We start from the raw sequence: 25,533 nt of genomic DNA, 5'->3' as shown, positions 1-25,533 counted from the left end.
GCAATGACGGACACGTCGCGCCGCGTGCTGTCTCGCCGGGTCAGCGAGACCCGCGCGGAAGACACGAGCCGCCTCATTCCCGAGGAGGTGCCGGTCGCGCTCGTCTATGACGGCACGACCCACGCGGTGATGATGGCGACGCCGGCCGATCTCGAAGATTTCGGCGTCGGCTTTTCCATCACGGAAGGCATCGTCTCCGCCCGCGACGAGATCCGCGAGCTCGAAATCGTCGAGCACGAGAAGGGTCTCGAAGCGCGCATATGGCTGGTGCCGGAAGCGGGCCGCAAACAGGTCGAGCGTCGGCGCCGTATTACGGGGCCGTCGTCATGTGGCCTGTGCGGCGTCGATAGCCTCGAAGCGGCCGTCGCCGAGGCGCGCCGCGTCGGCCGTTCCACGACGACGACGCCCGGAGAGATCCAGCGCGCTCTTGGCGCCATGTCGCCTGCGCAGACCCTCAACGTCGCGACCCGGGCCGTTCATGGGGCCGGGTTCTGGGATGCTAGCGCGGGCGCGTTTGCCGCCGTGCGCGAGGACGTCGGCCGCCACAACGCGCTCGACAAGCTGGTCGGCGCCGTGGCGACGGCGGGCCTCGATCCGACGCAAGGCTTCGTCGTGCTGACGAGCCGCGTCTCCGTCGAAATGGTTCAGAAGACGGCCATGATGGGCGCCGAGATCATCGTCGCGGTTTCAGCGCCCACGGCGCTCGCGCTTCGCGTCGCAGACGAGGCCGGCATCACGCTGGTCGCCATCGCGCGCTCCGACGCTTTCGAGATTTTCACTCGCCCAGAACGCATCACGCTTGCCGCGCAGACTGGCGACGGCGATCGCCAGGAGGTTTTATCCCATGTCCTCGCCCGCTGACACGCTCATCCGCATGGCCAACGATATCGGCAAGTTCTTCCGCTCGCAGGGTGGCGAAAAGGCCATTCTCGGCATCTCGAACCACATCAAGTTGTTCTGGGAGCCGCGAATGAAGAAGCAGATTTTCGCGCACCTCGATCATGGCGGCGAAGGGCTGGATCCGCTGACGCTCCAGGCGTTGCAGAAGCTCAAGACGGATATGGCCGGCAAATCGACGGCTGCGGAGGCCGCTGCGGCATTGAAGGAGATGGCCGAGGTCGGCCCCGATCTCGTGCTCGAAGGCAGCGCGGCGACAAAGGGCAAATCCAAAAAACGCTAAAGGCGCTGGCGGCGGGAACCCATTGACACGTAAATGTCGATCGGATGCGTTAGGCATCGTCATGGTTCATCATGGAGCAAGCCGATGATCTCGATGTCGTCGCTCGGTCGCGTCCTGATTGCAGCTTCGTTCGCTGTCGGTGCGTTCGCCACGCAATCGCTTGCCGACACGCCCAAGCGCCACATCGTCGTGACGGCCGTGGAGCCCAAGGGCGGCGCCAACGTCGAGAAGGAGCCGTTTCCCGCACCGCTTCCCGAAGGTGGCGGGTACGTCCTCAAGAAGCCCGACGACACCGGCCGTTGGGAAGTCGCGGTCTACGTGTTCGAGCCGCGTCAGATTTTCGTGGACGAGGGCGACGAGGTGACGCTCGAATTCGTCGGCATCAACGGTGCAAGCCACCCGACCACGATCGAGGCTTACGGCCAGTCGTTCGAGCTGAAGCGCGGCCAGGTGCACAAGGTCACCTTCACCGCCGACAAGCCAGGCCGCCACAGCATCGTCTGCTCGGCCCACCTACCCACGATGGTCTCGGAATTGATCGTCGCCCCGAAGAAGTAATCGCTGTCATCCCGGCCAAGCGAGGCGGTCACGCCGAAGGCGTGCCTTCGGCACGACGCCGAGCGCCGCGCCGGGACCCAGGAAAAACCTCTATCGCGAGGTATCGCGTCTTCGACGGCTCTCACGCTGAGTCCCGGATAAGGCCTTCGCCTTTCCAGGATGACAGATCGTGAAGCCTTAAGCCGCAGCAGGCCGCTCGGCGCCCGTAGGCGGGGGCCCGAGCTTTTCCAGCTCCTCGTTTTCCGCATCCGTGTAGACGCGCGAGCGCGTGAGGAAGCGCACGCCTTCGGGGGCTTCGAGCGAGAAGCCCGAGCCGCGCCCCGGCACGACGTCGATGATGAGATGCGTGTGCTGCCAGTAGTCAAACTGGGCAGCCCCCATGTAAAAGGGCTGCCCGGCGATCTCGCCGAGGTAGACATCCTGCGCGCCGACGCGGAATTCGCCCCGCGGATAGCACATCGGCGCACTGCCGTCGCAGCACCCGCCGGACTGATGAAACAGAAGCGATCCGTGCATCCCGGCGAGCTTCTCGATCATCGCGTAGGCTTCCGGTGTTGCGGTGACGCGCTCGACCATCCTTGCCTCCCTTGGCGGCTTAAGTCGGAACCTTGTCGCCCGACGGTACCACAATCGCGAAGATATCGGCCAACGCGGCAAGCGCGCCGGTATGAACGGCATCCGCCGGAACCGTGCCGCCGACCGGGTTCGGCAGCGCACGCGTCGCCGTCGCGTTCGCGATCACCGTCGGCCGGTAGCCGTGGTTGAACGCGGCGCGCGCCGTCGAGTTCACGCATACGTGCGTCATGAAGCCGGCGAGCACAAGGTCCTCCACGCCGAGCCGCTTCAGTTCGGCATCGAGATCCGTTCCCTCGAAGCTGCTGGGATAAGCCTTGGTGATGACCTTCTCGCCGTCCTTCGGCGCGACGGGATCGGAGATCTGGCCGATGGGCGCGTTGACGTCGTAGGGCGAGCCTGCCCCGGCGTCGTGGCGGATGTGGATCACGGGCGTGCCCGCTTCGCGCGCGCGCTCAAGCAGCTTTGCGCATTCCTGAAGGGCAGGCTCCACGCCTTCGAGCTGCATGATGCCCTCGCGGTACGTGTTCTGGCAGTCGATCAAGACGAGCGCCGACTTCGAGAGCGGCGCGGGCGTGTCGGGGAGGGCGAGCAGCGAGCGGAGCGTAGGGCGAGCATCGGACATTGTTGAACTTCCTGATCGGATTCGATGGTGCCGCGTCCCGACATGGCGGGACATACGAAAACAGCGCGACCTTGCGGCCGCGCTGCTTTGGAGGGAACCGCTTCTAAAGCCTGGCCGAGCCTTAGAAGAAGCCCAAAGCCTTGGGGCTGTAGCTGACCAGCATGTTCTTGGTCTGCTGATAGTGGTCGAGCATCATCTTGTGCGTTTCGCGGCCGATGCCGGACTGCTTGTAGCCACCGAAAGCGGCGTGCGCCGGATAGAGGTGGTAGCAGTTCGTCCACACGCGGCCGGCCTGGATCGCGCGGCCGAAGCGATAGGCGCGGGTGCCGTTGCGCGTCCACACGCCCGAGCCGAGGCCGTAAAGCGTGTCGTTGGCGATGGCGAGCGCCTCTTCGTCGTCCTTGAACGTCGTGACCGAGACGACCGGCCCGAAGATCTCTTCCTGGAACACGCGCATCTTGTTGTGACCAGCGAGGATCGTCGGCTTCACGTAGTAGCCTTCGGCGGCTTCGCCATCGAGGATGTTGCGCGCGCCGCCCGTGAGCACCTGCGCGCCCTCGTCCTGTCCGATCTTGATGTAGGAGAGGATCTTTTCGAGCTGGTCGTTGGACGCCTGCGCGCCGATCATCGTCGAGCTATCGAGCGGGTGGCCCTGCTTGATCGCTTCGACGCGCTTCACGGCGCGTTCCATGAAGCGGTCGTAGATGCTCTCGTGCACGAGAGCACGGCTCGGGCAGGTGCAGACCTCGCCCTGGTTGAGCGCGAACATCGCGAAGCCTTCGAGCGCCTTGTCGAAGAAGTCGTCGTCGTGATCGGCGACGTCGGCGAAGAAGATGTTCGGGCTCTTGCCGCCGAGTTCCAGCGTGCAGGGAATGATGTTCTCCGACGCGTACTGCATGATGAGGCGGCCGGTCGTCGTCTCGCCCGTGAATGCGATCTTGGCGATGCGCTTGTTCTGGGCCAGCGGCTTGCCGGCCTCGATGCCGAAGCCGTTGACGACGTTGAGCACGCCCGGCGGCAGCAGGTCGCCGATGAGGTCCATCAGCACCATGATGCTCATGGGCGTCTGCTCGGCGGGCTTCAGCACGACGCAGTTGCCTGCGGCCAGCGCGGGCGCGAGCTTCCAGCAGGCCATCAGCAGCGGGAAGTTCCAGGGGATGATCTGGCCCACCACGCCGAGCGGCTCATGGAAGTGGTAGGCGACGGTGTCGTGATCGATCTCCGCGATCGAGCCTTCCTGGGCGCGGAGGCAGCCCGCGAAGTAGCGGAAGTGATCGATGGCGAGGGGGATGTCGGCCGCCGTCGTCTCGCGGATCGGCTTGCCGTTGTCGAGCGTCTCGACCATGGCGATCAGCTTGAGGTTGGCTTCCATCCGATCGGCGATTTTGAGGAGCACGCCGGCGCGCGTGGCCGGAGACGCGTTGCCCCAGTCGGCGCGCGCCTTGTGGGCGGCGTCGAGCGCGACTTCGATGTCCTCGGCGGTCGAGCGGGCCACATCGCAGAGCGGCTTGCCCGTGACGGGGGTCACGTTGGTGAAGTACTGGCCCTTGACCGGCGCGACCCACTGGCCGCCGATAAAGTTGTCATAGCGGGGGCGAATACGAATCTGCTGCGAGAGTTCGTTCAGGGCTTGTTGGATCATGGGGCTTCCTCCTTGGGGATCCGGATAGCCAGAGGCGCGCCCGTGGGGGCTGCTTATTCTAAAGTCTGGCCAGGATGCTGCATTAATTAGGGGCGGTGCGCGCCACTCGTCTATTCGCCAAAGGTGCTAAACGCGCTTTGCGCGCCGTCAATGACCACATCAAAGCGCCGGGAATAGGCCGCCGCACGCGAAATCCGACCGGCATCGCAAAAATGTGAGCGGCGCAGCCTTACGCGGCCGATTTGAGGCGCGTGAATCCGGCGTCCAGATCCGAAATCAGGTCCCGCGGATCGTCGAGCCCGATATGCAACCTGAGCGCCTGGCCGGCGTCGCCCCATGTCGTGGCGGTTCGGCATGTCTTGGGATCGAACGGCACGATCAGGCTCTCGTAGCCACCCCAGGAATAGCCCATCCCGAACAGTTCGAGACCGTCGAGCATCGCGGCCACCGCAGCGCGCGGAACCGGGTTCAGGACGATCGAAAACAGCCCCGAGGCGCCCTTGTACTGCGCCTTCCAGAGCGCGTGACCGGGATCGGAGGCGAGGGCGGGATGAAGCACACGCGCGACCTCGGGCCGCCCGGCAAGCCATTCGGCCACTTCGAGCCCGGCCTTGTGATGGCGGGCGAGCCGCACGGCGAGAGTCCGCAGCCCCCTGAGGCCGAGATACGTCTCTTCAGATCCCGGACATCCGCCGAGCAACAGGCGCGACATTTCGATTGCGCGCGCCGTCCGCGCATTGGCCGTGATAGCGCCCAGCATCGCGTCCGCGTGCCCGACGATGTACTTCGTGCAAGCGTTGATCGAGACGTCGACGCCGTGCTCCAGCGGCCGGAAATAGAGCCCTGTCGCCCATGTGTTGTCCATCACCACGGCGATGTCGCGCGCGCGCGCCGCTTTGGCGATGGCGCCGATGTCCTGCATCTCGAAGGTGAGCGATCCCGGGCTCTCCGTGAAGACGAGGCGCGTGTTCTCCTGGACGAGCCCCGCGATCCCTTCGCCGATGAGCGGATCGTAGTATGTGGTGGCGACGCCGAGCCGCGCCAGGAAGGCATCGCAGAACTTCCGCGTCGGTTGATAAACCGTATCGACCATCAGGATGTGGTCGCCCGCTTTGACGAACGCGAGAATGGCGGTCGTGACCGCCTGATAGCCGGAGGGGGTCAGGACGCAGCGCGCGCCGCCTTCGAGCTGGCACAGCGCCTCTTCCAGGGCTGCCGTCGTAGGCGTGCCGTGGCGCCCGTAGCGGTAGGTCTGCTGGTCGTAGGCTTCGAGGGCGTCGAGGGTGGGGAACAGCACCGTCGAACCGCGGTACACGGACGGGTTGACGAAGCCGTGCTGGGCCTCCGGATCGCGTCCGGAATGCAGGATTTCCGTATCCGGATGGCGTGGGTCTCGTACGCCGTCTCGCTTGGTCATGGAGTGATGATCCTTGAAAACAGGCGCCCTTTAAAGGCTGGCCGGACGAAACCTTGCGCTGAGCGCCCTTTGACGCAACTTCCCACGCGGGTCAAGGGCTTGACCATCCGGGTGCGACGCGGGATGTGTGACTGAGGAAGAGCGAAATCGCCGCGCCGCGCAACGTACCACGATACACCCGTCAGCTCGCCATGGCGGCGGCAGCGTGACGTGTGCCGCGCGCCTTCACCGATCCGGAGACCACGTGTCGGCCCACAGCCCCGAGTCACGCCCCCAGCCTTGGCGCTTCGTTGCGCCAGTCCTCGCCATGTCGTTCGGTATGGCCGCGATGTTCTCGGCGGCTCCCGCGGCTGATGCGAGCACGCTCGACGACATCCGCACCCGCGATCACCTCGTCTGCGGGGTCACGGAGGGGACGCCCGGCTTTGCCGAGGTTGCGGCAAACGGCGCCTGGAAGGGGCTCGACATCGATTTTTGCGAAGCGCTCGCCGTGGCCGTCCTCGGGCGGCGCGATGCGGTGCGTTATCGGGTCGTCTCACCCGCCAACCGCTTTCAGGTGCTCGCAGGCCGCGAGGTCGACGTTCTGCCCCGGGCCAACGCGATGACGCTCTCGCGCGATACCGAGCACGGTGTGCGGTTCGTCGGCACGCTCTTTCACGATGGCCAGGGCATCCTGGTCCGGCGCGGCCACACCGTGGCGAGCGTCCTTGAGCTTTCCGGCGCATCCGTGTGCGTGATGGCCGGGACAGGGGCCCAGGAAGGCTTCGAACGCTATTTCCAGATGCGCAAGATGCGCTACCAGCTCGTCACCGCCGAGCAGTGGCCCGACACCGTCAAGACGTACGCTGACGGCGCCTGCACGCTTCTCACCGGAGATATGACGCTTCTTGCCAGCGAGCGTAGCCGCCTCCCCGATCCCGGCGAGCACGTGATCCTGCCGGAGTTGGTCGCCAAGGAGCCGCTTGGCCCGATCGTGCGCCAGGGAGACGACCGCTGGTTTTCCGTCGTGCGCTGGACGTTGGAGGCGTTGATCGCGGCCGAGGAACTCGGCATCACGAGCCAGAACATCGACAGCCTCCGCAACTCGCCCAACACGGACATCCGCCGTTTCCAGGGAGAGGAGGCGGATCTCGGCCGCCCCCTGGGGCTCGCGCGGGATTGGAGCTACCGCGTGGTGAAACAGGTGGGGAACTATGGCGAGCTGTTCGACCGCAACGTGGGCGCGAGATCGCCGCTTGCCCTTGAGCGGGGCGTCAATAACCTTTGGACGAGGGGCGGACTTATGTCGGCCGCGCCCCTTCGATAAGGTTCTTCTTGCAGTGCAACATGGGATGCTGCGAGAGTAGGGGTTGGCGAAGAAGGGGGATCGTCATGGCTCACCCATTCATGAAAGACGTCCAATAGCAGGCGCAACGAAATGAAGTCCTGGCCGTTTGGCGTTGCATCCGTCTAGCCGGTGCCGGGGCTGGGCTGTCTTTTGGGTCGTCCCTTAGCGGAGTTCCGCGATGATCGAGATCGGCGGCCTCGCCGGAACGCTTCTCCTGCTCGTGCCGTTTGCTGTTTTGCTTTTGACCGTGGTTTCCAGCGTGCGCAGAAAAACGAAAACGAACCTGAAGACCGCGGTCCCCGCCGAAGCCGTATCCGAGCCGGTCGCCGCGCAGAGGTACGTGCTGACGGCTGTTGGTGGCGGCGGCGCCGGCGTGGACGCGCGCGGGGATGCCCCGGTCGCGAAGCCCTCGGCCGAGCACTGGCTGGACCAGATTCGTCTTGCCGAAGAGCGCAACGATGCGGCGGCTCTGCCGGCGCTCTATCTGGCGCTGGGTCAGGAGGAAATCGCGCGCGGAGAGGCGGAGGACGGCGCGGGGCACCTGCGCTCGTGCATCCGCCACGCGGCGCGTTCGAGGAACGCCGCAGTGGAGGCCGAAGCGCGGCTTGAGCTCGCCGAGCTGGCGCGCGAGGCAGGCGATCTCACGACGGCCTGTGAACACTGGCAGATCGCGCGCAGCCTCTTTCACAAGCTTGCGCGCACGCATGATGTGTCGGTCACCGAAGACCGGATGCGCCACCACGGATGCCCGACGGACTGGGTTCTGACGGATTTCTGAAGCGACGATGCACTGCGCCCGTTCGATGCGGAGCCTTTGCCGGCGTCACCGCATCACGACTTCGACCTGCGTCGTCTCTCCCGCGGCAAGCGTCACTTCGCGCTGAAAGGCACGCCCCTGCGATTTCGCGACGACGGTATAGCTGCCCGGCGCCAGAATGTGCGACGGCAGCGCGCCCACGCTCGCCTTCACCTCCTCGCCCTGTGGGGTCAGGATGCTCCACTGCGTATCGGGAAGCGCTTCGCCGCCTGGGCGCTGAACCAGCTTGAAGGTGGCCTTGGCCGCGGAGTGCGTGAGCGCGGCTTCCGTGAGCTTGCCGGCTTCCACCGTCACGTCGGTGCTCACCACCGCGTTACAATCCCCGTATGTCGAGACGATGTGATAGATGCCCGCGTTGAGGCGCATCACGACGCCGGGCCGGACGGACGACATGACAAGCTGGCGCGCGTCGGTCTGGTCGCGGTCGGAATAGATCGTGTAGCTCACGGTGTGTGCCGCGGCCTCCGCGCCGTCCACCAGCGCCCGGACGCGCAGCCCGCCGGCGTTGAGCACGAATTCCTCGACCGGAACCTGCTCTGCCCCGCCCGGTTGCACCGTGACGCGGCGCGTGATGTGCGCACGCCCCATCGTCGCGTTCACGACATAGTCTCCGGGCCGGAGCTGGAACGTCGGCTGCGCATCCTCCTGGCTGGCGATCAACAGCGTCCGGGTTGGACTTTCGGGCGTTTTGCCGAACACCCGCCATACGAGCCCTTGCCCGATCACTTCCCCATCGGCCGTGAGGCGCGCCATCATGCGAACCGGCACCGGCGTTGCGCTCTCCTGCGACGTATACGCGCCGGGCGGTGCCGTGGCCGTGGAACCTGCATCCGGAACGGCTTGTTCGAGGACGCCCGTCAGCCAGTCCGCAGCCGATTGCGCAAGAACGGGCGCCGGAAACGCAGCCGTCACGACGCCGATGGCCGCCGCCGAAAACGTGAGCCGCATGGGTTTCGAGGTGACTGGCATGGGACGGACGCGCATCGGGAAAACCGAATCCAGGAAGCTTGTAGGATAGCGGGTCATCACGCCGCGCGACGATGGTTGAAGTAAGGCGGATGGTCCCATGGACGGCCCTGGAAAGCTACCCTCCGAAGCCGTCGGCGCCGGTCTCGGTGAGTTTGGAGCCTAGGGGTGCGCAAGGTTCAGGTCCTGGCGTGCCCCGGCTGCGAGATCGAACGCCTGCGGTGCTGCGCCGTCAGCGATGAACTCGTAGCGGCCCGGTGCGAGACGCGCCGTGGTGGTCATGCCCGGGCCGGAATGCATCACCGTGCGGCCTTCGCCGTCCTTGATGCGCCAATGTCGGGCCGTACCGGCGTTGGCGATATTGACCTCGCCGGACTCGAGCCGGATTTCCGCGGTGACGTCTCGCCCGGCGGCGAGATCGACGCTGCCGGTCGCGCGGATGGTCTTTCCGCTGATCGCGGCTTCGACCCGGTACCGGCCCGGTGGCAGGTGGAACACGCCCGTCTCGGAGTTGGCGCGCACGATCTCTTGCTCGGGCCGGTCCGGGTTCAGGATGCGGATGACGACCGGCCGACCGCCTGCGCCGCCGTCCGCGAAGGGAGGCGTCACGAGGGCCGAGACGGTGAGCTTGACGATGTTGAACACTGCGACATGCCGCACGACGTCGCCGCTGCCGAGCGCGATGCGCTCGTGCGTTTCGAGCGCGCCGGACCGCGCCGCGACGTAGTAGGTCCCGGCCGGCAGCGTGAACGCGGCGGAGGGATCGGCGGAACGCGCCACCTCGCGCCGGCCCTGCGGCGAGAACGGATCGTCTTCCTCGATGACGTAGATGATCTCTTCGAGCGGCTCGTCGCTGGTGGCCGAGACGGCGGCGAGTTCGAGTGTGCCCGCGCCTAGAACAGGGGCGACATCCACGCTGACTCCTTCCGCAAGAGACACGTCGGCCGTCTCGCTGACGAACCCGTCCTCGATCCGAACCGCATAATCCCCTGACGGAAGCACCAGCTCCGCGCCCGCATCGCGTCCGATCCATACCGGATGCCGCCCCGGCGCTTCGTCCGTGTCTTTGGCATAGACCGTGATGAGGGGACGGGTCAGGGGCGTGCCGTCGCGGTCTGCCTTGACCGCGAGCCTGAGCGCTCCGGCCCCGAGCCCGACTTGCACATCGACTGGCCCCCCGTCCGTGACCTCCGCCGTCTGCTGCGCCGAGGCGCGTCCGAGCTTGGCCGTGACCACATAGGAGCCGGGGTCCAGTTCCGTTGCGAACTCGGCACCGCGCCCCGTGGCAACCGCCACATCCGGCGCGCTCGCTTTTCGCAATCGTCCAGTCGACGGGCTGGCTGACCGTTGGCCCGCCGGCCGCGAGCGAAGCGGAAAGCCGAAGACCCGGCGCGCCTGCCGCTTTGGGAGGCGTCGCAGCCTGAGGCGCGGGCACGGCGACGCCGGTTGCGGGATCGACCCGTGCAAGGCCCGCGAGCGTCAGGGCTTCGGAGAGCGCGGCGCCGAGGCTCGCCGAATCCTGTGTCTCGAACACACGGCCTCCCGTCGCATCCGCCACGCACGCGAGGCGCTGGGCGTCGGCTCGCGCAAGACCGAAGCCGATCATAAATACACGTGTCTTCGGGTGAGAGGCGGCGATCTCGCGCGCGGCGGCGCACGGATCCTGCGAGCAATTGTCGGGCCCGTCGTGAATGGCGATGATGCTGCCGGAGCGGTCGGCCGGAATTTGGCTTGCCGCACCGCGCAGCGCCTGTGTCAGCGGTCCGCGGCCGCGCGGGCTGATACGGTCGGCGGCGGTCAGCACGCGCTCTGTCGCATTGGGGGCGGGCGAAGCCAGCACCTCGACATCGCTGCAATCTCCGCGACGGCGATGGCCGAACGCCATGAGGCCGAGTTCAACCCGCGGCGAGAGCGTGGAGAGCGTCTCCCGCAAAGCTCCGCGCGCCAATTCGTACTTCGGCGGCCGCTCGGTGCCGATCTGGCCCCACATCGAGCCCGACCCGTCGAAGACGACGACGGCAGGCCCGGTCCCGTCGGTTTCCGTCGCCGACGAGGGCAGGGGGAAAGCGAGAAGCGCTGCGAGAGCGATCAGCGGGCAGGTGAGGCGCGTGAAGACCGGCATCGAGGAGGGAATCCGTTTTTAGACTGCAACACGAAGGATTGTAACAGACAGGCACTTGCGATAGCGAGGCCGGCGGGAGGCCCCTCTCACGTATTTTCCGAGGAATAGAACCGTATGACTGCGATGATCGATCGTCTCGCCACCCGCCGCTCCGTCAAGCCGGACAGGCTCGCAGAGCCGGCGCCGACCGGCGCCGAGCTGGACCGCATTTTGACGGTGGCAGCGCGCGTGCCGGATCATAAGAAGCTCGTGCCCTGGCGCTTTATCGTGTTCGAGGACGAAGCGCGCGCTGCTGCGGGCGAAGTTTTCGCGGAGGCGTGCGCGGCCGAGGAAAAGGAGCCGCCGTCGGCCTTCCGCCTCGAAACCGAGCGCAACCGCTTCCAGCGGGCGCCGCTCGTGGTGGCCGTCGTCTCCCGCGTCACGCCGCGCCCGGGCGCGCCCGAGTGGGAGCAGATCCTCTCCGCCGGTGCCGCGTGTTTCAATCTCTGCCTCGCGGCCAATGCGCTGGGCTACGGCACGTCGTGGCTCACCGAATGGATCGCCTACAGCCCCATCGTGCGTGCGCGTTTTGGTCTTGCGGAGAACGAGCGCATCGCGGGCTTCGTGCACATCGGCACGCCCAAGGAAAAGCCGGAGGAACGGGATCGGCCGAGCCTCGATACCGTAGTGACGCGCTGGGAAAAATGAGACGTGCGGAAATTATATACGTGACGTACTGCGCTGAGGCTTGCACAAGGCTTGCGGCCGTGCGGATGAGGCTGGCACGAGGTGTTGCACGCAACGCGAATCGCGTATGCCAGTTAGGCATTCGTCGGAAATGTCCGACAGGAGCGCGTCTCTACGGGGTCAACTGGCGGTTCGCGAGGGTTACGGCGAACTGCCTTTCGGAGACAAAGCCATGAAGCAGATTGCAGCGCTGCTTAATGCGATTTTAACCGCATCTGTCGCACGCTTGCGACCGATGAGTTGATCTGCAACAATAAAAATCAGATTCATGTGGTGTGAAGCCGTTGGGAATCAAACCCGATGGAGTGGGATGCATAATCCTGCCCTGGGCATCAGCCCATGTGGAGCCGCGCGGTGAAATGAAAATGGGCGCCGCACGCAAGCGCGACGCCCGTTCTTCTGGTGAGGGAGCCAAGGGTCGAACCGTCAAGTGAAGCCCTTGGTTTCCCGATGCCGGTTTAGATTTCGTAAACCGGTGCGGTAGATGATCCCTTCACGAGATTGATCGCCGCATAGCAATCGGTCTTGTTCCAATAACCTTCACCAGAGTTGGCGATGATGCGGTTATTGGCTGCCACCAAGCGCCAGCGCCAATGGCCGTTGGCGTCCTTGTAGACCTTGTACGCCATGAGTTTTCACTCCTTTCACATGGCATGACAAAAATGCAAACGCACCTGTTCTCATATCGACACGATGGTTCGGAATGGATGTTGGAGATCAAGGCTACAGACGAAGCCGACGCCAAAGCCCGCCTTGCAAGGCTTGCCTTCGCGTCATATGACGGCGTGCTGGTCGCGAATATCCCCGCTGCCCTAAGCCCCCTCGCCATCGCAGCGACTTGGATGCGGAACGCTGCATCATCGCTCCTGCCACGATTCTAGGTTGCGAGGGAAGTCCTCCGTCTGCGCAATCTGTGGAGTCGCGGGTCCTTTTGCCTAAGTGTATTCTGTCTGCTTTTTTGGCTGGTAGGTCAGCCGCTTCCCGCGAAGAACGACTCCGCGTGGTGACGTTGCACTTGCCGTCATTCGCCGCGTAACGGCCTGTCGAATGGTTCACGCTCTGGTGTCTTCGCGATGAAAAAAGTCGATCCGAATAGAAAGAAGAAAACACACAGGATTGCGCCCCATCCCCGAATGAAAATTTCGGAGATGGGGCAAACGATTTTGTATTTCGAACTGTGACGTCGAACTTATTGCGAAGGGCCCCGAACGTTCGGAACCGCGCCGCTCACGGTGCCCGTAGCGGGAAGCTTGCCCGCTTCGTCGCCCATGCGGTGAGCAGGCCCTTTGGGTGAGGACGATCCGCTGGTTCCCGTGCTTGTGCCGGTGGCGCCAGTGTCCGGTCCCACCATATCTGGAACCTTGTTCGTCAGTGTTTGGCTGGCGGGGAGTTTACCTTCGTCGCCCATGGTCTGGGGCGGCCCCTTCTGCGTGGGGCGATCGGTTGCGATGGCGACAGTCGACAGGGCGCCGACGGCGGCAAAGATTGCAAGGGTGGACGTGATGGAGCGTTTCATAAGCCGGACTCCTTAGCGATTGTTTTTATATCACCAGGTGCCCCCTTGGGGTGGACTATAGGCCATTTTCCGATTTGCGCAGAACACAAATTATTTCAGCGCCAATGTGGTTAGCATTGGCTGAAAACATCGACGGCGATGGAAATAGAAAATTTCGCCGAAATGTCCGATCCTTGCCAATGGCATCCGTCAATATCGGAACTGTTCCGCGAGAATGCGCTCGTCGAGGTTATGGCCGGTATCGAACATCATGAAGAGGTCGATGGTGCGCGCCTGCTCGATATCGACCCGCACCACGTTGCGCATCTCGTTCGCGTCCGCCACCGCGCTCACCGGCCGCTTTTCGTGTTCGAGCGCCGAGATGCTGATCTGCGCCTTGTTGGGGAGCAGCGCCCCGCGCCACCGCCGCGGGCGGAACGGACTGATCGGCGTGAGCGCCAGCAACTGCGCGTTGATCGGCAGAATCGGCCCGTACGCGGAGAGATTGTAAGCCGTGGAGCCGGCAGGTGTCGCCACGAGTACGCCGTCGCAGATCAACTCCTCCATCCGCACCTTGCCGTCGATCGAGATCCGGAGCTTTGCCGCTTGGTAGCGTTCGCGGAACAGCGAAACCTCGTTGATTGCCAGCGCTTTGCTCGCTTTGCCCTGCGCGTCGTAAGCGACCATCGAGAGCGGATGAACCCGGCTCATTTCCGCGGCAGCCAGGCGCTCCAGCAGATCGTCTTCCCGATATTCGTTCATGAGGAAGCCGACCGATCCCCGGTTCATGCCGTAGATCGGAATGCGGTCGTTCATGAAGCGGTGAAGCGTGGCGAGCATCAGCCCGTCGCCGCCAAGCGCCACGATGGCATCGGCCTCCGAGGGCTCGACGGCGCCGTAGCGGTCGCTAAGGCGCAAAAGCGCCTCGCGCGCTTCGGAGACTTCACTCGCAACGAAGGCGATTTTCTCGAATTTCGTCTTGGATTTTGCCATGATCCGCCATGGGCGTGCCGAAGCTGAGCTGCTGCGTGACGTGAGCAGAGGTACGCGCCCGCCATGCGCGCAAGCGCTGAGCTTAGACCGAATCGGGCCAGGATCGACACCGCTTAGAGGAGGCTTGCTTACTTGCAGGAAAACGACAAGGCCGTTCTCGTCTATACGACGTTTCCGAGCCCCGAAGCCGCCGAGCAGGTGGGCGCAGCCCTGGTCGATGCCGGGCTCGCCGCCTGCGTCAACATCTTGCAGGGGATGACGTCGATCTACATGTGGGAGGGCGCCCGCCAGCGTGATGCCGAGGCGGTCATGATCGTCAAGACGCGCCGCGCCTTGGCCGACAGGGCGATGGAGGAGATCCGCGTGCGTCATTCTTACGAAACGCCGGCCCTGCTGATCCTCCCCGTCGAGGGCGGATCGGCCGACTATCTCGCCTGGATCGCGGCTCAGACCGCAGGCCTATAGAGACTGCAGAACGATAGCGCCGGGAGCGTCTTGGCGAAGCCATGCTCCGCACAGACTGCGCCGGTCATCCACAAAGCACAACCCTGAATGTCGGAAGCTTCTCGCAGCTTGTGTCAGTCAAAAAAACTTACATCCGCCCGAGCGGATGCTCGAAGAGACGCTGCACCTGCCGGTAATTGCTCCGCCAGTTCTTCCGAGACGATTTGACGGCCCTGGGACGCTCGGCCGCCCGCTCCCGCGCCTGGCGGCGCGGCGTGACGATCGGGTCCGCCATCCCTGGCTCCGGAACGACGTGGGTGACCGGACGGATGGCCTCACCCGGCGCGTCGCCCACGACGTCGATCGCAAGCGAGGGTTCGAGCGAGGCGGTGCGATGAAGCCTGTTCGAGCCGATGGGCAGAGTTGCGGTCTGCGTATGCGCGGCCGGCAAAACCTCGTCTCCAGGCCGTGGTCCGCCAATGCCCATGCGTCCATAGAGTGGCGGCGGGCGGCTCGGCGGCGTCGCGGCGGCAACCGTGGTTTCTGCGGTCTCGCCGGGATCCTGCATCGTGGTGGCCGGTTCCGATGCATCGCGGCGTGTCCGTGCCGCAAGCACCGGCCCCCGCGCCAGGCGCGGTTCCAGACTGTCGTCGTGAGCCAGCAGTGTGGTCGGCAGGCAGCGCCCACCCGTCGAGAGAACCTGCCCGTGCGGACACGTGGCGCCGCAGACCGCATTGGTCTCGGTCGCGAGCAGAGACAGCATGAACACGTCGGGCTCGTCGACGGGCAGGATGGCGTTGACGCGCTCCATAAACGCTATCACCGCGCGCTGCGATCCCGGCCCCCAGAGTCCGTCGATCTCCCCGACATAGCAGCCGACACGCTGCAATTCGCGCTGGATATCGCGGGCGAGCAGAGCTTTCTGCGCGTCGCCCGTCGGCTTCGTCTTAACGGGGGTATCGGCCTTCACCTGCACAACCGCGCTCTTCCAGGAGCCGGTGGCCACGGGCTCGACTGAGGCCGTGAGCGTCACGGCAGGCTGCGGCGCAACCGCTGCGAAACTTCGCGCGATGAAATCGAACATGCCGGGAGCAGGTGGCGGCAGCTCGGCGTCGAGAAGACGTGGACCGGGCGAGAACGCCGCGAGCCGCGACCGTGGCGGGGCCTGCCGCGCTTCTGACGCCAACACGACCATTGCGGAAACGGGTACGGTCGCCTTCTCTTCGGAGGTGCGCTCAAGTGTGCTCACCGCAGCCGATCGTTCCGCCCCCGGATTTTGGCCGAGGGTGGTTGCGGGCAGCGCGAGTTCGTCGATGTCTCTGGGAAAGAGAGTTTGGGCTCCGAAGACGAGACCGGCGGCAAGGACCGGGTAGCCGAGATACCATCGCATGACACGACTCCGTAACAAGGCAAGCCCAACAACGTCTGCTGAGAGGCCACAACGCTCGCCTGCGGAACTCCGATGCCACCCTTTCGATGCCCGACGTCGTCAGGGGCTGGAGCCCTCCGATGGGAGGAAGTTTAACAAAGCTTAGTGCTGAGGACCATGCCGAAGGCGAAGTCGCTAACGTAAATCGTCGTGTCCCACGTCGGCTCCAGAAGAAAGCCTCTCTCCGCACCCTCGACTTTCTCTTGCTCTGTGTCGCGCAGGACGCGCTGCGTGAACGCCGATCCGCTTGCCACGGAGGCGTTCCGCCGTATCGATCCCCGCAGCCCGCAGAAGACACGAGGAGAGAGGCCGGCGGGTGAGTCGTGGATAGCCTGTGGATTTTGCACGCAATTCCGCGAACAAGCAGTGCATAAACGCCGTTCCTCATGTGGATGAGATGGGTGTGCAGAAGCGCCACACGGGATGCACTTTGGCAGAGCGTTTTTCGGCGTCCAGCCTAGCGAACTGATTCTCTTAACGAAAGGTGGATGCGTTCAGCTCGAATCGCGCTAGCGTATGGCCCGAGGGATGTGTTCTGCGTGTTGTTCGCTGACGTACGCTTAAGTTTTGCACACTGGCATCGAGCGGCGGTGTCACCTGTGCACAAACGATCGCGGCGTTCGCGGGTTCAGCTTTCGGGTTGTCCGCCGGGGGGCGGCGTCGACCGATCCTGATGAACCGCCTTGGGGGGTGGTTCTAGCTCAACAGGCGAGGAAGATGCGCTACCAGTCGGCAACATTGTCCGGCGTCGGAGCTGTCCGGTCTGTTTTCCCTCCAGATCCAAAAACTGCTTGGGGTCCGTTCCTGGCCGCCATTCGGGCGGCGCGGACCACTCAAAGGAGAGGGCAATGAGACATGCTCTAGGCGTGTTGGGTGTTCTCGCAGCCGGCGTACTACTTGTCGTATCGGCTACGATGAACTGGCGTTTCGGCATCAGCCTCGGACGAACCGAGCTTGATGGACAGATCTATGGTGCGGCGTCCGCCGCAGCGGACTGCCTCAAGGCACTGATTCCGTTTTTTCTTTTCGCCGCTATTCGAAGCAAAATGTGGTCTCAGGCCGCCGCCGCCGCCATTCTGGGCGTCGTCGTCACGGCCTATTCGCTGACCTCGTCGCTGGGCCACGCCGCGCTGAACCGGTTCGATACCGCCGGTAACCGCGCCGCCGAAGCGCAGGTGTACCAAGATCACCGGGCCGACCTGAAGCGCGCCCAGGACCAGCTGTCCTGGATTCCTCAGCATCGCCCCGCAGCTACGGTACAGGGCGAAATCGAAGCGATGAAGAGCCAGCGCGCCTGGACTTCGACCAAGGGCTGCACAGACGCGACCCGGCCTGCGAGCCGCACGTTCTGCCAGTCCTTCCATGGCCTGACTGCCGAAATGGCATCCGGCCAGCAGGCTCAAGAGCTGGAATCCCGCATCCGGGAGATCCAAGGCAAGCTTGAGCAGACCGATCAGATGACGGTCATGACGGAAGCCGATCCGCAGGCCACGGTGCTTGCGAAGATCACAGGCTTTGAAACCGAGCAGGTCCAAATGGCGATGACCATGTTCATCGCGCTGCTCCTGGAAGTGGGTTCCATCTTTGGCATGTACGTCGCGTTCAGCCAGTGGCGCCTGTACGATCGTGAAGCCCCGTCCGCGCCCGCGATGGCGCCGATGGCGAGCACCGCTGCGGCAGCGGTGGCGGCCCCTGAAGAAGAGGTCGTTGCAATCAGAAAGCCGCGTTCTGGCGCCAACGACAATCGTTCGTTGCCTGCCCAGCCTCAGAAACTGCTGGTCCCCGAGACGGACGTCCAGCGGTTCTACAAGGAGAGTGTCGACAGTCAGGACGGACATACCGTCTCTGCAACATCCCTATACGAAGCCTACTGCGTGTGGTGTGAAGAACGTCAGAAGGAGCCTCTAGCACTTCCAACATTTGGACGTGAGATTGCCGAGTTCGGAATTCAGAAAGTTAAGAAAAAGGACGGCGTAAGATACGTTGGAATTGCACTGAAATCCGATCTCGACCTTGAGGAGGATAAGAAGCTGACGGCCTTACGCGCCGAAGCCGCCTAGGATAGGTAAGAGAATTCAGGAAGGGCCCTCACCGGGCCCTTCTTTTTTTGTGAGCCGTCCAGCGAATCTGGGCGGCTTTTTTTGTTGGAAAGACACTCGGCTTCACCGGCACGGAGCCCCGTCCGGGGGCTTCGGCAGCGCGCGCGGGAGGAGGACGAGATTGCGTAGAAATCATCTGAAATAAATCGGGAATAAATCTCGGCATCACGGGGAGTTATAAGAAAAAACTCCATAGACATTAGTCTATATCGCCAATGAAATTGGAGTTGTTTCGCCAAAAGGCGAATGGACAGTCGTTCGCGAAATTTCGAGTGTCCGACCAGGTGGCGAAAGCCGCTGATAAAAACCGTATTTGGGAGAAGACGCCATGCAACGTAGACACCCCGGCTGGGGCGTCCGCGCGACGCTTTTTGCCGCCGCATCGACCGTCGCGATCGCCGCATTTTCCACGAGCCTCACGGCTGTCGCCAACGAGGTCGGCACCAAGGCCGTGACCTGGGACGACATCGTCAACGACGAAGCTACGACGAACGACGTCGTGAGCTGGGGCATGGGCGTGCGCAACCATCGCTACAGCGCGCTCGATCAGATCAACACCGAGAATATCGCACAGATGAAGCCCGCGTGGTCGTTCTCGTTCGGTGACGAGAAGCAGCGCGGACAGGAGACGCAGGCGCTCGTCCACGACGGCGTGATCTACGTCACCGCCTCCTATTCGCGCGCGTTTGCACTCGACGCGAAAACGGGCAAGCGCCTGTGGAGCTACACCCACCGCCTGCCGGACGACATCCGTCCCTGCTGCGACGTCGTCAATCGTGGCGGCGCGCTCTACGGCGACAAGTTCTACATGGGCACGCTGGACGCTGGCATCGTCGCGCTCGACAGGAAGACCGGCAAGGTCGTGTGGTTCGAGAAGTTCGAAGACCATACCGCCGGCTACACGATGACGGGCGCCCCCAACATCATCCAGGACCAGAAGACGGGGAAGACGCTCCTTATCCACGGCTCGTCGGGTGACGAGTTCGGCGTCGTCGGCCGCCTCTATGCGCGCGATCCGGACACCGGCAAGGAAATCTGGATGCTCCCGCTCGTCGAGGGTCACAAGCGCCGGCTGAACGGCGAGGAAGTCGGAACGGTCGGCGATGCCGCCGCGCCGTCGTGGCCGAACAACGAAGACGGCACCAAGGTCGAGGCCTGGCATCAGGGCGGCGGCGCGCCGTGGCAGAGCGCCACCTACGACGTCAAGACCAACACCATCGTCATCGGCACCGGAAACCCCGCGCCGTGGAACCATCACTATCGCTCGGGTCCGAACGGCGACTGGAAGCCCTACGACAGCCTCTTCACGTCGGGCCAGGTCTATGTCGAGCCGTCGACAGGCGAGCCGGTCGGCTTCTTCTCGCACACGCCGAACGACGCGTGGGACTACTCGGGCAACAACCCGATCACGCTGTTCGACATGGAAAAAGACGGCCAGACCATCCGCGCTGGCGCTCACGCCGACCGCAACGGCTTCTTCTATGTCACCGACATCGACAAGCTCGCGGCACGCGACGGCAAGATCCACAAGCAGGAAGGCACCGCGATCGGCATCTATCCGTTCGTCCGCGACATCACGTGGGCCACGGATTGGGACATCGCAACAGGCCGTCCGAACGAGGTCGAAGGCCAGCGTCCGCCCGCACCGGCGGCGGGTGAGGACAAGGGTGCTGTGATCCAGGTCACGCCGCCGTTCCTCGGCGGTACGAACTGGATGCCGATGGCTTACAGCCAGGATACGAAGCTGTTCTATATCCCGGCCAACGACTGGACCGAGGACTATTGGACCGAGAACGTCACCTACAAGAAGGGTGCCGCATATCTTGGCCAGGGCTTCCGCATCAAGCGCCTGTTCGATACCCACATCGGCGCGCTGCGCGCGGTCGATCCCACGAACGGCAAGATCGTCTGGGAGCACCTGGAAGAGATGCCGCTTTGGGCCGGCACGCTCGTCACCAAGGGCGGCTTCGTTCTCACCGGCACCAGCGACGGCTACGTGAAGGCGTTCGATGCCAAGGACGGCAAGGAACTCTGGAAGTTCCAGACCGGTTCGGGCGTCGTCTCGCAGCCCATCACCTGGGAGCTGGACGGCAAGCAGTACATCGGTCTGGCCTCGGGCTACGGCGGTGCGGTGCCGCTCTGGGGCGGTGACATGGCCGACATGACGAAGCAGGTCAGCCAGGGCGGTTCGTTCTGGGTGTTCGAGGTGCCGCAACGTACGGCCGCGAACGACTGATCTTTCGCAATCAAGAGCGCGAGCGGCTCCCTTCCTCTCCTCCAGAGATTCCGCTCGCGCACCTTGGGCAGCCGGCTTCGACCCACGAACCTGAGTCGGCTGCCCCTTTGGCTTTTGTCAGGGGGCATTGCCTGCTTCTGGGAGAGATCATGCTCGCGCATTCGAAACGTTTGCTTCCCGGCCTCGTGCTGCCGGTCCTGGCCGTCGCATCGATGATGGCGGCCGGAACGCTTGAAGCGGCCGCAACCGACTATCCCGTCATCCACAATACGGAAGAACGCCCCGATCCTTGGATCGAGAACGGCTGCACGATCGCGCCGAAGACGAATTGCGACGGCGTCGACCTACGCCATGTCGATCTCAGGCAAGCCAACCTCGAAGGCGCGAGCTTGAAAGGCGCCAACCTTGCGCGCGCCAATCTCACGCACGCCAATCTGCAAGGCGCCGATCTTTCGAGCGCCAATCTCGACGGCGCAAACTTGAAGACCGCGTTCATGGGCACAGTGAAGTTGATGCGGGCGTCGCTGCGCGGCGCCGACCTCTCCTTCACGCGCATGGCGAAGGCGAACCTATCCGAAGCCGATCTGACCGCGGCAACGCTGGAAAAGGCGATGGCGAAAGGGGCGAATTTCAGCCGCGCGCGGTTCGTCAACACCGACGTGATGGAAACGAAATTCTACGAGGCCGATCTGTCCAATGCCGTCTTTGACGGCGCGAAAATCCGCTTCGCCATCTTCCAGGACGCCTACATGGAAGGGTGCGAGGGCTGCCCGCACACGTGGCAGAGGGGCACCAAGACATGGGAGCAAGATCACCCGACGCCATCGCAGGCCGCGCGATGATACGCACGGCGTCGACCGTAAGCCGGCTCTCGGCGTTCGGGCTCGGCCTCACGATGTCGCTGCTCGCGACGCAGGCGGGTGCCGCGACGGAAGCGCACGACGCTTTGCGCGCCTGCCGCAACGTCGCGGACGATGCAGGACGCCTTGCCTGCTACGACCGTGAAGTTGTGCGCCTGTCTGCGCCGCGCTTCTCCGGCCGCCTGGGCCGCGTCACCGACCCGTTCGAAATCGACGGTCCAGCCGTCCTCCGCTTCCAGAGCGATGGCGCGATTTTCGTCCTCTATCTCAAAAGCGCAGACGGCGAGGTTCTCCAAAATCTTCATCTCGGCGGCGGCGGAGAAGCCACCTACCGCATCGAGAGCCCCGGCACCTACGTGCTCGACATCAACGGCAGCGAGTCTTGGCGGATATGGCTTGAGCCGATCAACGAAACCCGCATCAATTGACGACGAGGAAGCCCAATGACGTTACGAGCTCTTTTCCTTGCCATGGCCTGCTTGATCGCGGCGCCAGGCCATCAGGCGCTGGCGCATGGCGACGGCGCCCCTCAGCCTGTCGATACCACCGGCCTCACGCCGCTGGGAGACGATTGGCGCGTAACCAACCCGTATCGCGAAGCGGGGCCCGAACACGATCGTGCCATCGAGATCGGCGCCCGCGGCTACAATTCCAACTGCGCCCGTTGCCACGGCCTTGACGTCAAGTCCGGCGGCATGGCGCCGGACCTGCGCCTTCTCGGCGAGACGGAAATGGACGACGCATGGTTCACGTCGCGTGTCCTGGGCGGAGCGAAGACGGGCGACAGCGTAAAGATGCCGCCGTTCGACGGGCTTTTGAGCCAGGAGGCCATCTGGGCCATCCGCACCTACATCGACGCTCAGTCCGAATAGGGGAGGGTGTTATGCAGAGTGTGGTCGGCCGCGCCGGTACGTTCGCAGCGTTTCTTTTGGTTTCCGCAGGGATGGCGGCTCATATCGCGCGAGCCGACGACAGCTCATGGGCCGGGATACGCGCCGGTCTCTATCAGGAACGCGCGATCGAAAGCGGCGGCGAAGCGGTGAAGCTGTTCGCCCCACGCCGGGCGGACGATGCCGCGCTTGTTCCGATCCGCATGTTTGTCGCGGGCGATGTCGTCGCAAAAGCGCAGACGCTCACCCTGATCGTCGACGAGAACCCGGCGCCGGTTGCGGCGGTGTTCCGCTTCGGCCAGTCGTATCGCGCCGGCGGCGACATCGGTGACCGCACCATCGAGACACGGGTTCGCCTTGAAAACATGAGCAACGTCCGCGTCGTTCTCGAAACCGGCGATGGCCGCCTGTACGAGGCGAGCCAGTTCGTCGCCGCGGCCGGAGGCTGCACGTCCGCGTCCCTCAAGGATATGGACGAGGCATTGGCCGGCCTCGGCAAGACGAGGTTCAGGGTTGGCGAGGACGCGACGCGTGGCGAGGCCTGGAGCGAGCTGGTGATCAATATTCGCCACCCGAACTTCTCCGGCATGCAGATCGACACGCGCACCAACGCGTTCGCGCCCGCGCATTTCGTAGAGCATGTCGACGTCCGGATCGGCGACGAAGATCTCGTGTCCATCGAGAGCGGCATTGCCATCTCGGAGGATCCGCACTTTCGCCTGAGCTTTGCCGGCCGCGAGCGCACGACCCTCCGTCTCGTCGCGCGCGACACGGAAGGCGGTGTCTTCCGCGCGAATGGGGAGCACTGAGGCGTTGAGTGCTAGGCTGCGTACTCATAAATGGATGGGACATTGATGAGTCAAGACAAGCCAAAGGCCAGGAAAAGCGCGCAGCGCGATGCCTACGCATCGGGCAAGCGGTTTGACGCCGCCATTGGCTTGTCTTGGCTCACCCCGAAGGGGCGCGGTCCTTTCGCACTGCCGGTTCGTCGCGAAAGCTTGCAAACCATCGAGGTTTGCTGCGCTTTCGCTCCTGCCGGAAGCACGAAAGTCCTCGCGTCAATGCCCATCCATTTATGAGTACGCAGCCTAGAGCACGGCGGCGTGGGCCCGCAAAAGCGGAAGGGATGCGGCTCGCGGCCGTCGTACTGGGGCTTGCCGCACCAGCCAGCGCGTCCGCGGAAATACACGACTACATGATCCGCCGCCTCCTTTATCTCGATACCTCCTGCGGTGTAGACCAGTTGGAACGCCTGCCGCCGCCGACGGAAAGCACGCGGCGATTCAAGGCGCTCTGCCGCAACGTGTCCGCCTATCCGGACGGCATCGTCGTAACCTGCACGGACATCGCCGACGACCGCTCCTGCAAAATCGAAACGGCGCCCAAAACGTTCGACAGCCTGAAGCTCATGCGCCCGGAAAACCGTGAATAAGATGGCCGGTCGTGCGCGCCGGATGCGCGCGTCCGCAAGCCGCACGACCCAGTGTCCCCGTCTTTTTTCGAACGTGGGCAAACTTCGCGGCGAGGTTGTCAGAGCGAGCGGAAACGAGGCTAACAGCTTGGTCGGCCAGACAAAGAGATCGGGACCGGGCATCGTGCGCCATCCGCGGCGGCATTCGTCATGTCACTGAAGAGCAACGTCCGGCTTCGGATGAATACGGAGGGCACTTTGCGGGTTTCTCTTTCCTGCTAGCTTGCCTGGGCGGGCCGCGCGTGGGCTTCCGCCGGGCGGAGCGATCTGGCCAGGCAGCGCCGTTGGGTCCTGTCACACGACTTTCTTGGGGAGAGACATATGTTGAGAGCATGTTTTGAAAGAGCCGCACGCGTTTGTGCGGCGGGGGCTGGGTTTGCAGCAATCGCATGGGCCGCCGCGGCGCTTCAGCCGACGGAAGCCGGTGCCCAGGCCGCGAAGCACGAGATCACCGTAACCGTGACGCGCTTCAAGGCGCTCGACCGTGCGGACGAACTGTCGGCCGGTGACTTCTTCGCACGCGTCACCATCGACGGGGCAAGCCAGCAGACGGCCGTGATCAGCGACAAAGCCGAGGTAAAGCCCGACTGGAAGCTGTCCAAAGAGGTCAAACCCGGCGTACACAAGGTCAAGCTGGAGCTGATCGACAAAGACGTCTCGGTCGACGATCCGATCGACATCAACCGCCTGCCGAACAAACGCGATCTCGACTTCACCGTCGATACGCGCTCCTGCAAGCTCGACGGCTTCGCTCAGAGCTACAAGTGCGGCGCCACGATCACGCGCGCAGGCACCGAGCGCAAGAAGGCGGAGATTTCTTTCAAGGTCGACGTCAAGAAGAAGTAGGCTGCCGCTGGCCATGCGCGGGCTCGCGTGTCAGAACGGAGCCATGAAACGCGCGTCCATCGTTGTCCTCACGGGCGCCGGGCTCTCTGCCGAGTCCGGCGTCCCGACGTTTCGCGACAAAGGCGGCATCTGGGCGCAATACGATTACCGCGAAGTCGCGACGCCCGAAGGGTTCGCGCGCAATCCCGTGCGCTTGCATGAATTCTACAATTTGCGCCGCAAGGCTCACGCGGATGTGCGCGCGAATGCGGCGCACCATGCGCTGGCGACCCTCGAACGAGAGCATGCGGGCGATGTGTGGGTCGTCACGCAGAATGTGGATGCTCTGCACGAGGAGGCCGGGAGCCGCAACCTGATCCACATGCATGGCGAGCTGTTTCGCGCGCTCTGCGGCGCGTGCGGCACGAGCGTATCGTGCCATGAAGATCTTTCGCTTGCCGCCACGTGCCGTGCGTGCGGTGAACAGGGTTTCATGCGCCCTGATGTCGTGTGGTTCGGCGAGATGCCCTATCACATGGAGCGGATCGCCGAGTTGCTCGCAGCGGCCGATCTTTTCATTTCAATCGGAACGAGTGGCAACGTCTATCCGGCAGCAGGCTTCGTCGCGGAGGCGCGCGCCGCCGGTGCGCATACGGTGGAACTCAATCTCGAACCGTCCGAAGGACAGCCGCTGTTTGCAGAAGCCGTTTACGGCCGCGCAACCGAGATCGTTCCTGCGTACGTGGCGAAGCTGCTCTCGGAGAGCTGATCGCACACCCTCTATCATCCCGGAAAGGCGGAGCGTCAGCGGAGCCTTATCCGGGAGCCAGCGTCAAAG

28 protein-coding genes and 1 pseudogene are annotated in these 25,533 nt (G+C 64.1%); 18 read left to right on the top strand and 11 right to left on the bottom strand.

The genetic code is table 11. The annotated features are described in order from the left end of the window. Nucleotides 1-3 precede the first annotated feature (3 nt). The 3 genes from fdhD (at nucleotide 4) to W911_RS12360 (ending at nucleotide 1,738) form a co-directional block, all read left to right on the top strand. On the top strand, nucleotides 4-861 hold the full coding sequence (gene fdhD / locus W911_RS12370; RefSeq protein ID WP_023787889.1) for a formate dehydrogenase accessory sulfurtransferase FdhD: 858 nt from the start codon (nucleotides 4-6) through the stop codon (nucleotides 859-861). Beyond that, complete coding sequence (locus W911_RS19040; RefSeq protein ID WP_023787888.1) at nucleotides 845-1,180, top strand: formate dehydrogenase subunit delta; 336 nt, start codon at nucleotides 845-847, stop codon at nucleotides 1,178-1,180. The genes fdhD and W911_RS19040 overlap by 17 nt, the downstream gene beginning before the upstream one ends. Nucleotides 1,181-1,264: 84 nt before the next feature. Continuing rightward, nucleotides 1,265-1,738 (top strand): cupredoxin domain-containing protein, encoded by a 474-nt coding sequence (locus W911_RS12360; protein WP_023787887.1) that lies wholly within the window; start codon nucleotides 1,265-1,267, stop codon nucleotides 1,736-1,738. 177 nt (nucleotides 1,739-1,915) lie between these two features. Here the strand turns inward: W911_RS12360 and W911_RS12355 are convergent, their stop codons facing one another. The 4 genes from W911_RS12355 to metC all read right to left on the bottom strand — a co-directional run bounded on the left by W911_RS12355 (nucleotide 1,916) and on the right by metC (nucleotide 5,995). Further along, on the bottom strand, nucleotides 1,916-2,314 hold the full coding sequence (locus W911_RS12355) for a DUF779 domain-containing protein (protein WP_023787886.1): 399 nt from the start codon (nucleotides 2,312-2,314) through the stop codon (nucleotides 1,916-1,918). A gap of 19 nt (nucleotides 2,315-2,333) precedes the next feature. Then, the gene (locus W911_RS12350) at nucleotides 2,334-2,936 is read right to left on the bottom strand and encodes a cysteine hydrolase family protein (RefSeq protein WP_023787885.1); all 603 of its coding nucleotides are present in this window, start codon (nucleotides 2,934-2,936) and stop codon (nucleotides 2,334-2,336) included. 121 nt (nucleotides 2,937-3,057) lie between these two features. Beyond that, nucleotides 3,058-4,578 (bottom strand): aldehyde dehydrogenase, encoded by a 1,521-nt coding sequence (adh, locus tag W911_RS12345; RefSeq protein WP_023787884.1) that lies wholly within the window; start codon nucleotides 4,576-4,578, stop codon nucleotides 3,058-3,060. Between the two features lie 229 nt (nucleotides 4,579-4,807). Continuing rightward, nucleotides 4,808-5,995 carry a cystathionine beta-lyase gene (metC, locus tag W911_RS12340; protein ID WP_023787883.1) on the bottom strand — a complete coding sequence of 396 codons (1,188 nt, stop codon included), beginning with the start codon at nucleotides 5,993-5,995 and terminating at the stop codon, nucleotides 4,808-4,810. 244 nt (nucleotides 5,996-6,239) lie between these two features. On the opposite strand from metC, the gene W911_RS12335 reads away from it, so the two are divergent. Together W911_RS12335 and W911_RS12330 are read left to right on the top strand one after the other, a co-directional pair. Then, nucleotides 6,240-7,301 (top strand): amino acid ABC transporter substrate-binding protein, encoded by a 1,062-nt coding sequence (locus tag W911_RS12335; RefSeq protein WP_244438519.1) that lies wholly within the window; start codon nucleotides 6,240-6,242, stop codon nucleotides 7,299-7,301. 199 nt (nucleotides 7,302-7,500) lie between these two features. Beyond that, on the top strand, nucleotides 7,501-8,100 hold the full coding sequence (locus W911_RS12330; RefSeq protein ID WP_023787881.1) for a hypothetical protein: 600 nt from the start codon (nucleotides 7,501-7,503) through the stop codon (nucleotides 8,098-8,100). 45 nt (nucleotides 8,101-8,145) lie between these two features. Here W911_RS12330 and W911_RS12325 read toward each other — a convergent pair whose 3' ends face one another. The 3 genes and pseudogenes from W911_RS12325 to W911_RS19035 form a co-directional block, all read right to left on the bottom strand. Continuing rightward, complete coding sequence (locus W911_RS12325; protein WP_144083591.1) at nucleotides 8,146-9,123, bottom strand: hypothetical protein; 978 nt, start codon at nucleotides 9,121-9,123, stop codon at nucleotides 8,146-8,148. Between the two features lie 144 nt (nucleotides 9,124-9,267). Beyond that, nucleotides 9,268-10,401 carry a hypothetical protein gene (locus W911_RS18195; protein WP_041316530.1) on the bottom strand — a complete coding sequence of 378 codons (1,134 nt, stop codon included), beginning with the start codon at nucleotides 10,399-10,401 and terminating at the stop codon, nucleotides 9,268-9,270. 265 nt (nucleotides 10,402-10,666) lie between these two features. Next, nucleotides 10,667-11,095 (bottom strand): annotated as a pseudogene (locus W911_RS19035) (vWA domain-containing protein); the annotation flags it as partial. Here W911_RS19035 and W911_RS18780 point away from each other — a divergent pair. Together W911_RS18780 and W911_RS12310 are read left to right on the top strand one after the other, a co-directional pair. Continuing rightward, nucleotides 10,989-11,249 (top strand): hypothetical protein, encoded by a 261-nt coding sequence (locus tag W911_RS18780; protein ID WP_244438517.1) that lies wholly within the window; start codon nucleotides 10,989-10,991, stop codon nucleotides 11,247-11,249. The pseudogene W911_RS19035 and the gene W911_RS18780 sit on opposite strands and share 107 nt — an antisense overlap. A 92-nt stretch (nucleotides 11,250-11,341) precedes the next feature. Further along, nucleotides 11,342-11,914, top strand: a complete 573-nt coding sequence (locus W911_RS12310) for a nitroreductase family protein (protein WP_023787879.1) — start codon at nucleotides 11,342-11,344, stop codon at nucleotides 11,912-11,914. A 497-nt stretch (nucleotides 11,915-12,411) separates the two neighbouring features. On the opposite strand, the gene W911_RS17875 is transcribed toward W911_RS12310, so the two are convergent. The 3 genes from W911_RS17875 to W911_RS12300 form a co-directional block, all read right to left on the bottom strand. Continuing rightward, nucleotides 12,412-12,582 (bottom strand): YegP family protein, encoded by a 171-nt coding sequence (locus W911_RS17875; RefSeq protein ID WP_023787878.1) that lies wholly within the window; start codon nucleotides 12,580-12,582, stop codon nucleotides 12,412-12,414. Between the two features lie 560 nt (nucleotides 12,583-13,142). After that, on the bottom strand, nucleotides 13,143-13,469 hold the full coding sequence (locus W911_RS12305; protein WP_023787876.1) for a hypothetical protein: 327 nt from the start codon (nucleotides 13,467-13,469) through the stop codon (nucleotides 13,143-13,145). 189 nt (nucleotides 13,470-13,658) lie between these two features. After that, on the bottom strand, nucleotides 13,659-14,441 hold the full coding sequence (locus tag W911_RS12300; RefSeq protein ID WP_023787875.1) for an NAD kinase: 783 nt from the start codon (nucleotides 14,439-14,441) through the stop codon (nucleotides 13,659-13,661). Nucleotides 14,442-14,573: 132 nt separating this feature from the next. Between W911_RS12300 and cutA the strand changes: the two genes are divergently transcribed. Beyond that, the gene (cutA, locus tag W911_RS12295; protein WP_023787874.1) at nucleotides 14,574-14,906 is read left to right on the top strand and encodes a divalent-cation tolerance protein CutA; all 333 of its coding nucleotides are present in this window, start codon (nucleotides 14,574-14,576) and stop codon (nucleotides 14,904-14,906) included. 127 nt (nucleotides 14,907-15,033) lie between these two features. On the opposite strand, the gene W911_RS12290 is transcribed toward cutA, so the two are convergent. Then, nucleotides 15,034-16,275, bottom strand: a complete 1,242-nt coding sequence (locus tag W911_RS12290) for a peptidoglycan-binding domain-containing protein (RefSeq protein WP_023787873.1) — start codon at nucleotides 16,273-16,275, stop codon at nucleotides 15,034-15,036. 953 nt (nucleotides 16,276-17,228) lie between these two features. On the opposite strand from W911_RS12290, the gene W911_RS12285 reads away from it, so the two are divergent. The 10 genes from W911_RS12285 (at nucleotide 17,229) to W911_RS12245 (ending at nucleotide 25,464) form a co-directional block, all read left to right on the top strand. Next, nucleotides 17,229-18,374 (top strand): primase-like DNA-binding domain-containing protein, encoded by a 1,146-nt coding sequence (locus tag W911_RS12285; protein ID WP_041316525.1) that lies wholly within the window; start codon nucleotides 17,229-17,231, stop codon nucleotides 18,372-18,374. A gap of 367 nt (nucleotides 18,375-18,741) precedes the next feature. Beyond that, complete coding sequence (locus tag W911_RS12280) at nucleotides 18,742-20,649, top strand: methanol/ethanol family PQQ-dependent dehydrogenase (protein ID WP_023787870.1); 1,908 nt, start codon at nucleotides 18,742-18,744, stop codon at nucleotides 20,647-20,649. Nucleotides 20,650-20,798: 149 nt separating this feature from the next. Continuing rightward, entirely contained in the window at nucleotides 20,799-21,491 is a 693-nt protein-coding gene (locus W911_RS12275) for a pentapeptide repeat-containing protein (RefSeq protein WP_023787869.1), read from the top strand. Then, nucleotides 21,449-21,937, top strand: coding sequence for a hypothetical protein (locus W911_RS12270; RefSeq protein WP_144083590.1), 489 nt, complete (start codon nucleotides 21,449-21,451; stop codon nucleotides 21,935-21,937). The genes W911_RS12275 and W911_RS12270 overlap by 43 nt, the downstream gene beginning before the upstream one ends. A 15-nt stretch (nucleotides 21,938-21,952) precedes the next feature. Further along, nucleotides 21,953-22,381: a cytochrome c-550 PedF gene (gene pedF / locus W911_RS12265; RefSeq protein ID WP_041316522.1), complete on the top strand. Its 429-nt coding sequence runs from the start codon at nucleotides 21,953-21,955 to the stop codon at nucleotides 22,379-22,381. A gap of 11 nt (nucleotides 22,382-22,392) precedes the next feature. Then, nucleotides 22,393-23,208, top strand: a complete 816-nt coding sequence (locus tag W911_RS12260; RefSeq protein ID WP_023787866.1) for a quinoprotein dehydrogenase-associated SoxYZ-like carrier — start codon at nucleotides 22,393-22,395, stop codon at nucleotides 23,206-23,208. 45 nt (nucleotides 23,209-23,253) lie between these two features. Next, the gene (locus W911_RS18185) at nucleotides 23,254-23,478 is read left to right on the top strand and encodes a hypothetical protein (RefSeq protein WP_144083589.1); all 225 of its coding nucleotides are present in this window, start codon (nucleotides 23,254-23,256) and stop codon (nucleotides 23,476-23,478) included. A gap of 47 nt (nucleotides 23,479-23,525) precedes the next feature. Beyond that, a complete protein-coding gene (locus tag W911_RS12255) occupies nucleotides 23,526-23,831 on the top strand; it encodes a hypothetical protein (RefSeq protein ID WP_023787865.1) in 306 nt (101 codons plus the stop codon). Between the two features lie 360 nt (nucleotides 23,832-24,191). Then, nucleotides 24,192-24,716, top strand: a complete 525-nt coding sequence (locus tag W911_RS12250; RefSeq protein ID WP_023787864.1) for a hypothetical protein — start codon at nucleotides 24,192-24,194, stop codon at nucleotides 24,714-24,716. Nucleotides 24,717-24,759: 43 nt separating this feature from the next. Further along, nucleotides 24,760-25,464, top strand: coding sequence for an NAD-dependent deacylase (locus W911_RS12245; protein ID WP_041318629.1), 705 nt, complete (start codon nucleotides 24,760-24,762; stop codon nucleotides 25,462-25,464). Nucleotides 25,465-25,533: the final 69 nt, after the last annotated feature.

It is taken from the genome of Hyphomicrobium nitrativorans NL23 (assembly GCF_000503895.1).
GTDB lineage: Bacteria > Pseudomonadota > Alphaproteobacteria > Rhizobiales > Hyphomicrobiaceae > Hyphomicrobium_C > Hyphomicrobium_C nitrativorans.
This window is presented reverse-complemented; position numbering and strand designations above follow the sequence as displayed.

Coding starts and splice junctions, on each gene's coding strand:
- W911_RS18185 (WP_144083589.1), top strand. CDS start 23,254: ATGAGTCAAGACAAGCCAAAGGCCAGGAAAAGCGCGCAGCGCGATGCC.
- W911_RS12350 (WP_023787885.1), bottom strand. CDS start 2,936: ATGTCCGATGCTCGCCCTACGCTCCGCTCGCTGCTCGCCCTCCCCGAC.
- W911_RS12300 (WP_023787875.1), bottom strand. CDS start 14,441: ATGGCAAAATCCAAGACGAAATTCGAGAAAATCGCCTTCGTTGCGAGT.
- W911_RS12275 (WP_023787869.1), top strand. CDS start 20,799: ATGCTCGCGCATTCGAAACGTTTGCTTCCCGGCCTCGTGCTGCCGGTC.
- fdhD (WP_023787889.1), top strand. CDS start 4: ATGACGGACACGTCGCGCCGCGTGCTGTCTCGCCGGGTCAGCGAGACC.
- W911_RS12330 (WP_023787881.1), top strand. CDS start 7,501: ATGATCGAGATCGGCGGCCTCGCCGGAACGCTTCTCCTGCTCGTGCCG.
- W911_RS12290 (WP_023787873.1), bottom strand. CDS start 16,275: ATGCGATGGTATCTCGGCTACCCGGTCCTTGCCGCCGGTCTCGTCTTC.
- metC (WP_023787883.1), bottom strand. CDS start 5,995: ATGACCAAGCGAGACGGCGTACGAGACCCACGCCATCCGGATACGGAA.
- W911_RS12310 (WP_023787879.1), top strand. CDS start 11,342: ATGACTGCGATGATCGATCGTCTCGCCACCCGCCGCTCCGTCAAGCCG.
- W911_RS19040 (WP_023787888.1), top strand. CDS start 845: ATGTCCTCGCCCGCTGACACGCTCATCCGCATGGCCAACGATATCGGC.
- W911_RS12270 (WP_144083590.1), top strand. CDS start 21,449: ATGGGAGCAAGATCACCCGACGCCATCGCAGGCCGCGCGATGATACGC.
- W911_RS12280 (WP_023787870.1), top strand. CDS start 18,742: ATGCAACGTAGACACCCCGGCTGGGGCGTCCGCGCGACGCTTTTTGCC.
- W911_RS12255 (WP_023787865.1), top strand. CDS start 23,526: ATGCGGCTCGCGGCCGTCGTACTGGGGCTTGCCGCACCAGCCAGCGCG.
- W911_RS12305 (WP_023787876.1), bottom strand. CDS start 13,469: ATGAAACGCTCCATCACGTCCACCCTTGCAATCTTTGCCGCCGTCGGC.
- W911_RS12250 (WP_023787864.1), top strand. CDS start 24,192: ATGTTGAGAGCATGTTTTGAAAGAGCCGCACGCGTTTGTGCGGCGGGG.
- W911_RS17875 (WP_023787878.1), bottom strand. CDS start 12,582: ATGGCGTACAAGGTCTACAAGGACGCCAACGGCCATTGGCGCTGGCGC.
- W911_RS12285 (WP_041316525.1), top strand. CDS start 17,229: ATGAACTGGCGTTTCGGCATCAGCCTCGGACGAACCGAGCTTGATGGA.
- W911_RS12260 (WP_023787866.1), top strand. CDS start 22,393: ATGCAGAGTGTGGTCGGCCGCGCCGGTACGTTCGCAGCGTTTCTTTTG.
- W911_RS12360 (WP_023787887.1), top strand. CDS start 1,265: ATGATCTCGATGTCGTCGCTCGGTCGCGTCCTGATTGCAGCTTCGTTC.
- W911_RS12355 (WP_023787886.1), bottom strand. CDS start 2,314: ATGGTCGAGCGCGTCACCGCAACACCGGAAGCCTACGCGATGATCGAG.
- pedF (WP_041316522.1), top strand. CDS start 21,953: ATGACGTTACGAGCTCTTTTCCTTGCCATGGCCTGCTTGATCGCGGCG.
- W911_RS12325 (WP_144083591.1), bottom strand. CDS start 9,123: ATGCGCGTCCGTCCCATGCCAGTCACCTCGAAACCCATGCGGCTCACG.
- W911_RS18780 (WP_244438517.1), top strand. CDS start 10,989: ATGAGGCCGAGTTCAACCCGCGGCGAGAGCGTGGAGAGCGTCTCCCGC.
- W911_RS12245 (WP_041318629.1), top strand. CDS start 24,760: ATGAAACGCGCGTCCATCGTTGTCCTCACGGGCGCCGGGCTCTCTGCC.
- adh (WP_023787884.1), bottom strand. CDS start 4,578: ATGATCCAACAAGCCCTGAACGAACTCTCGCAGCAGATTCGTATTCGC.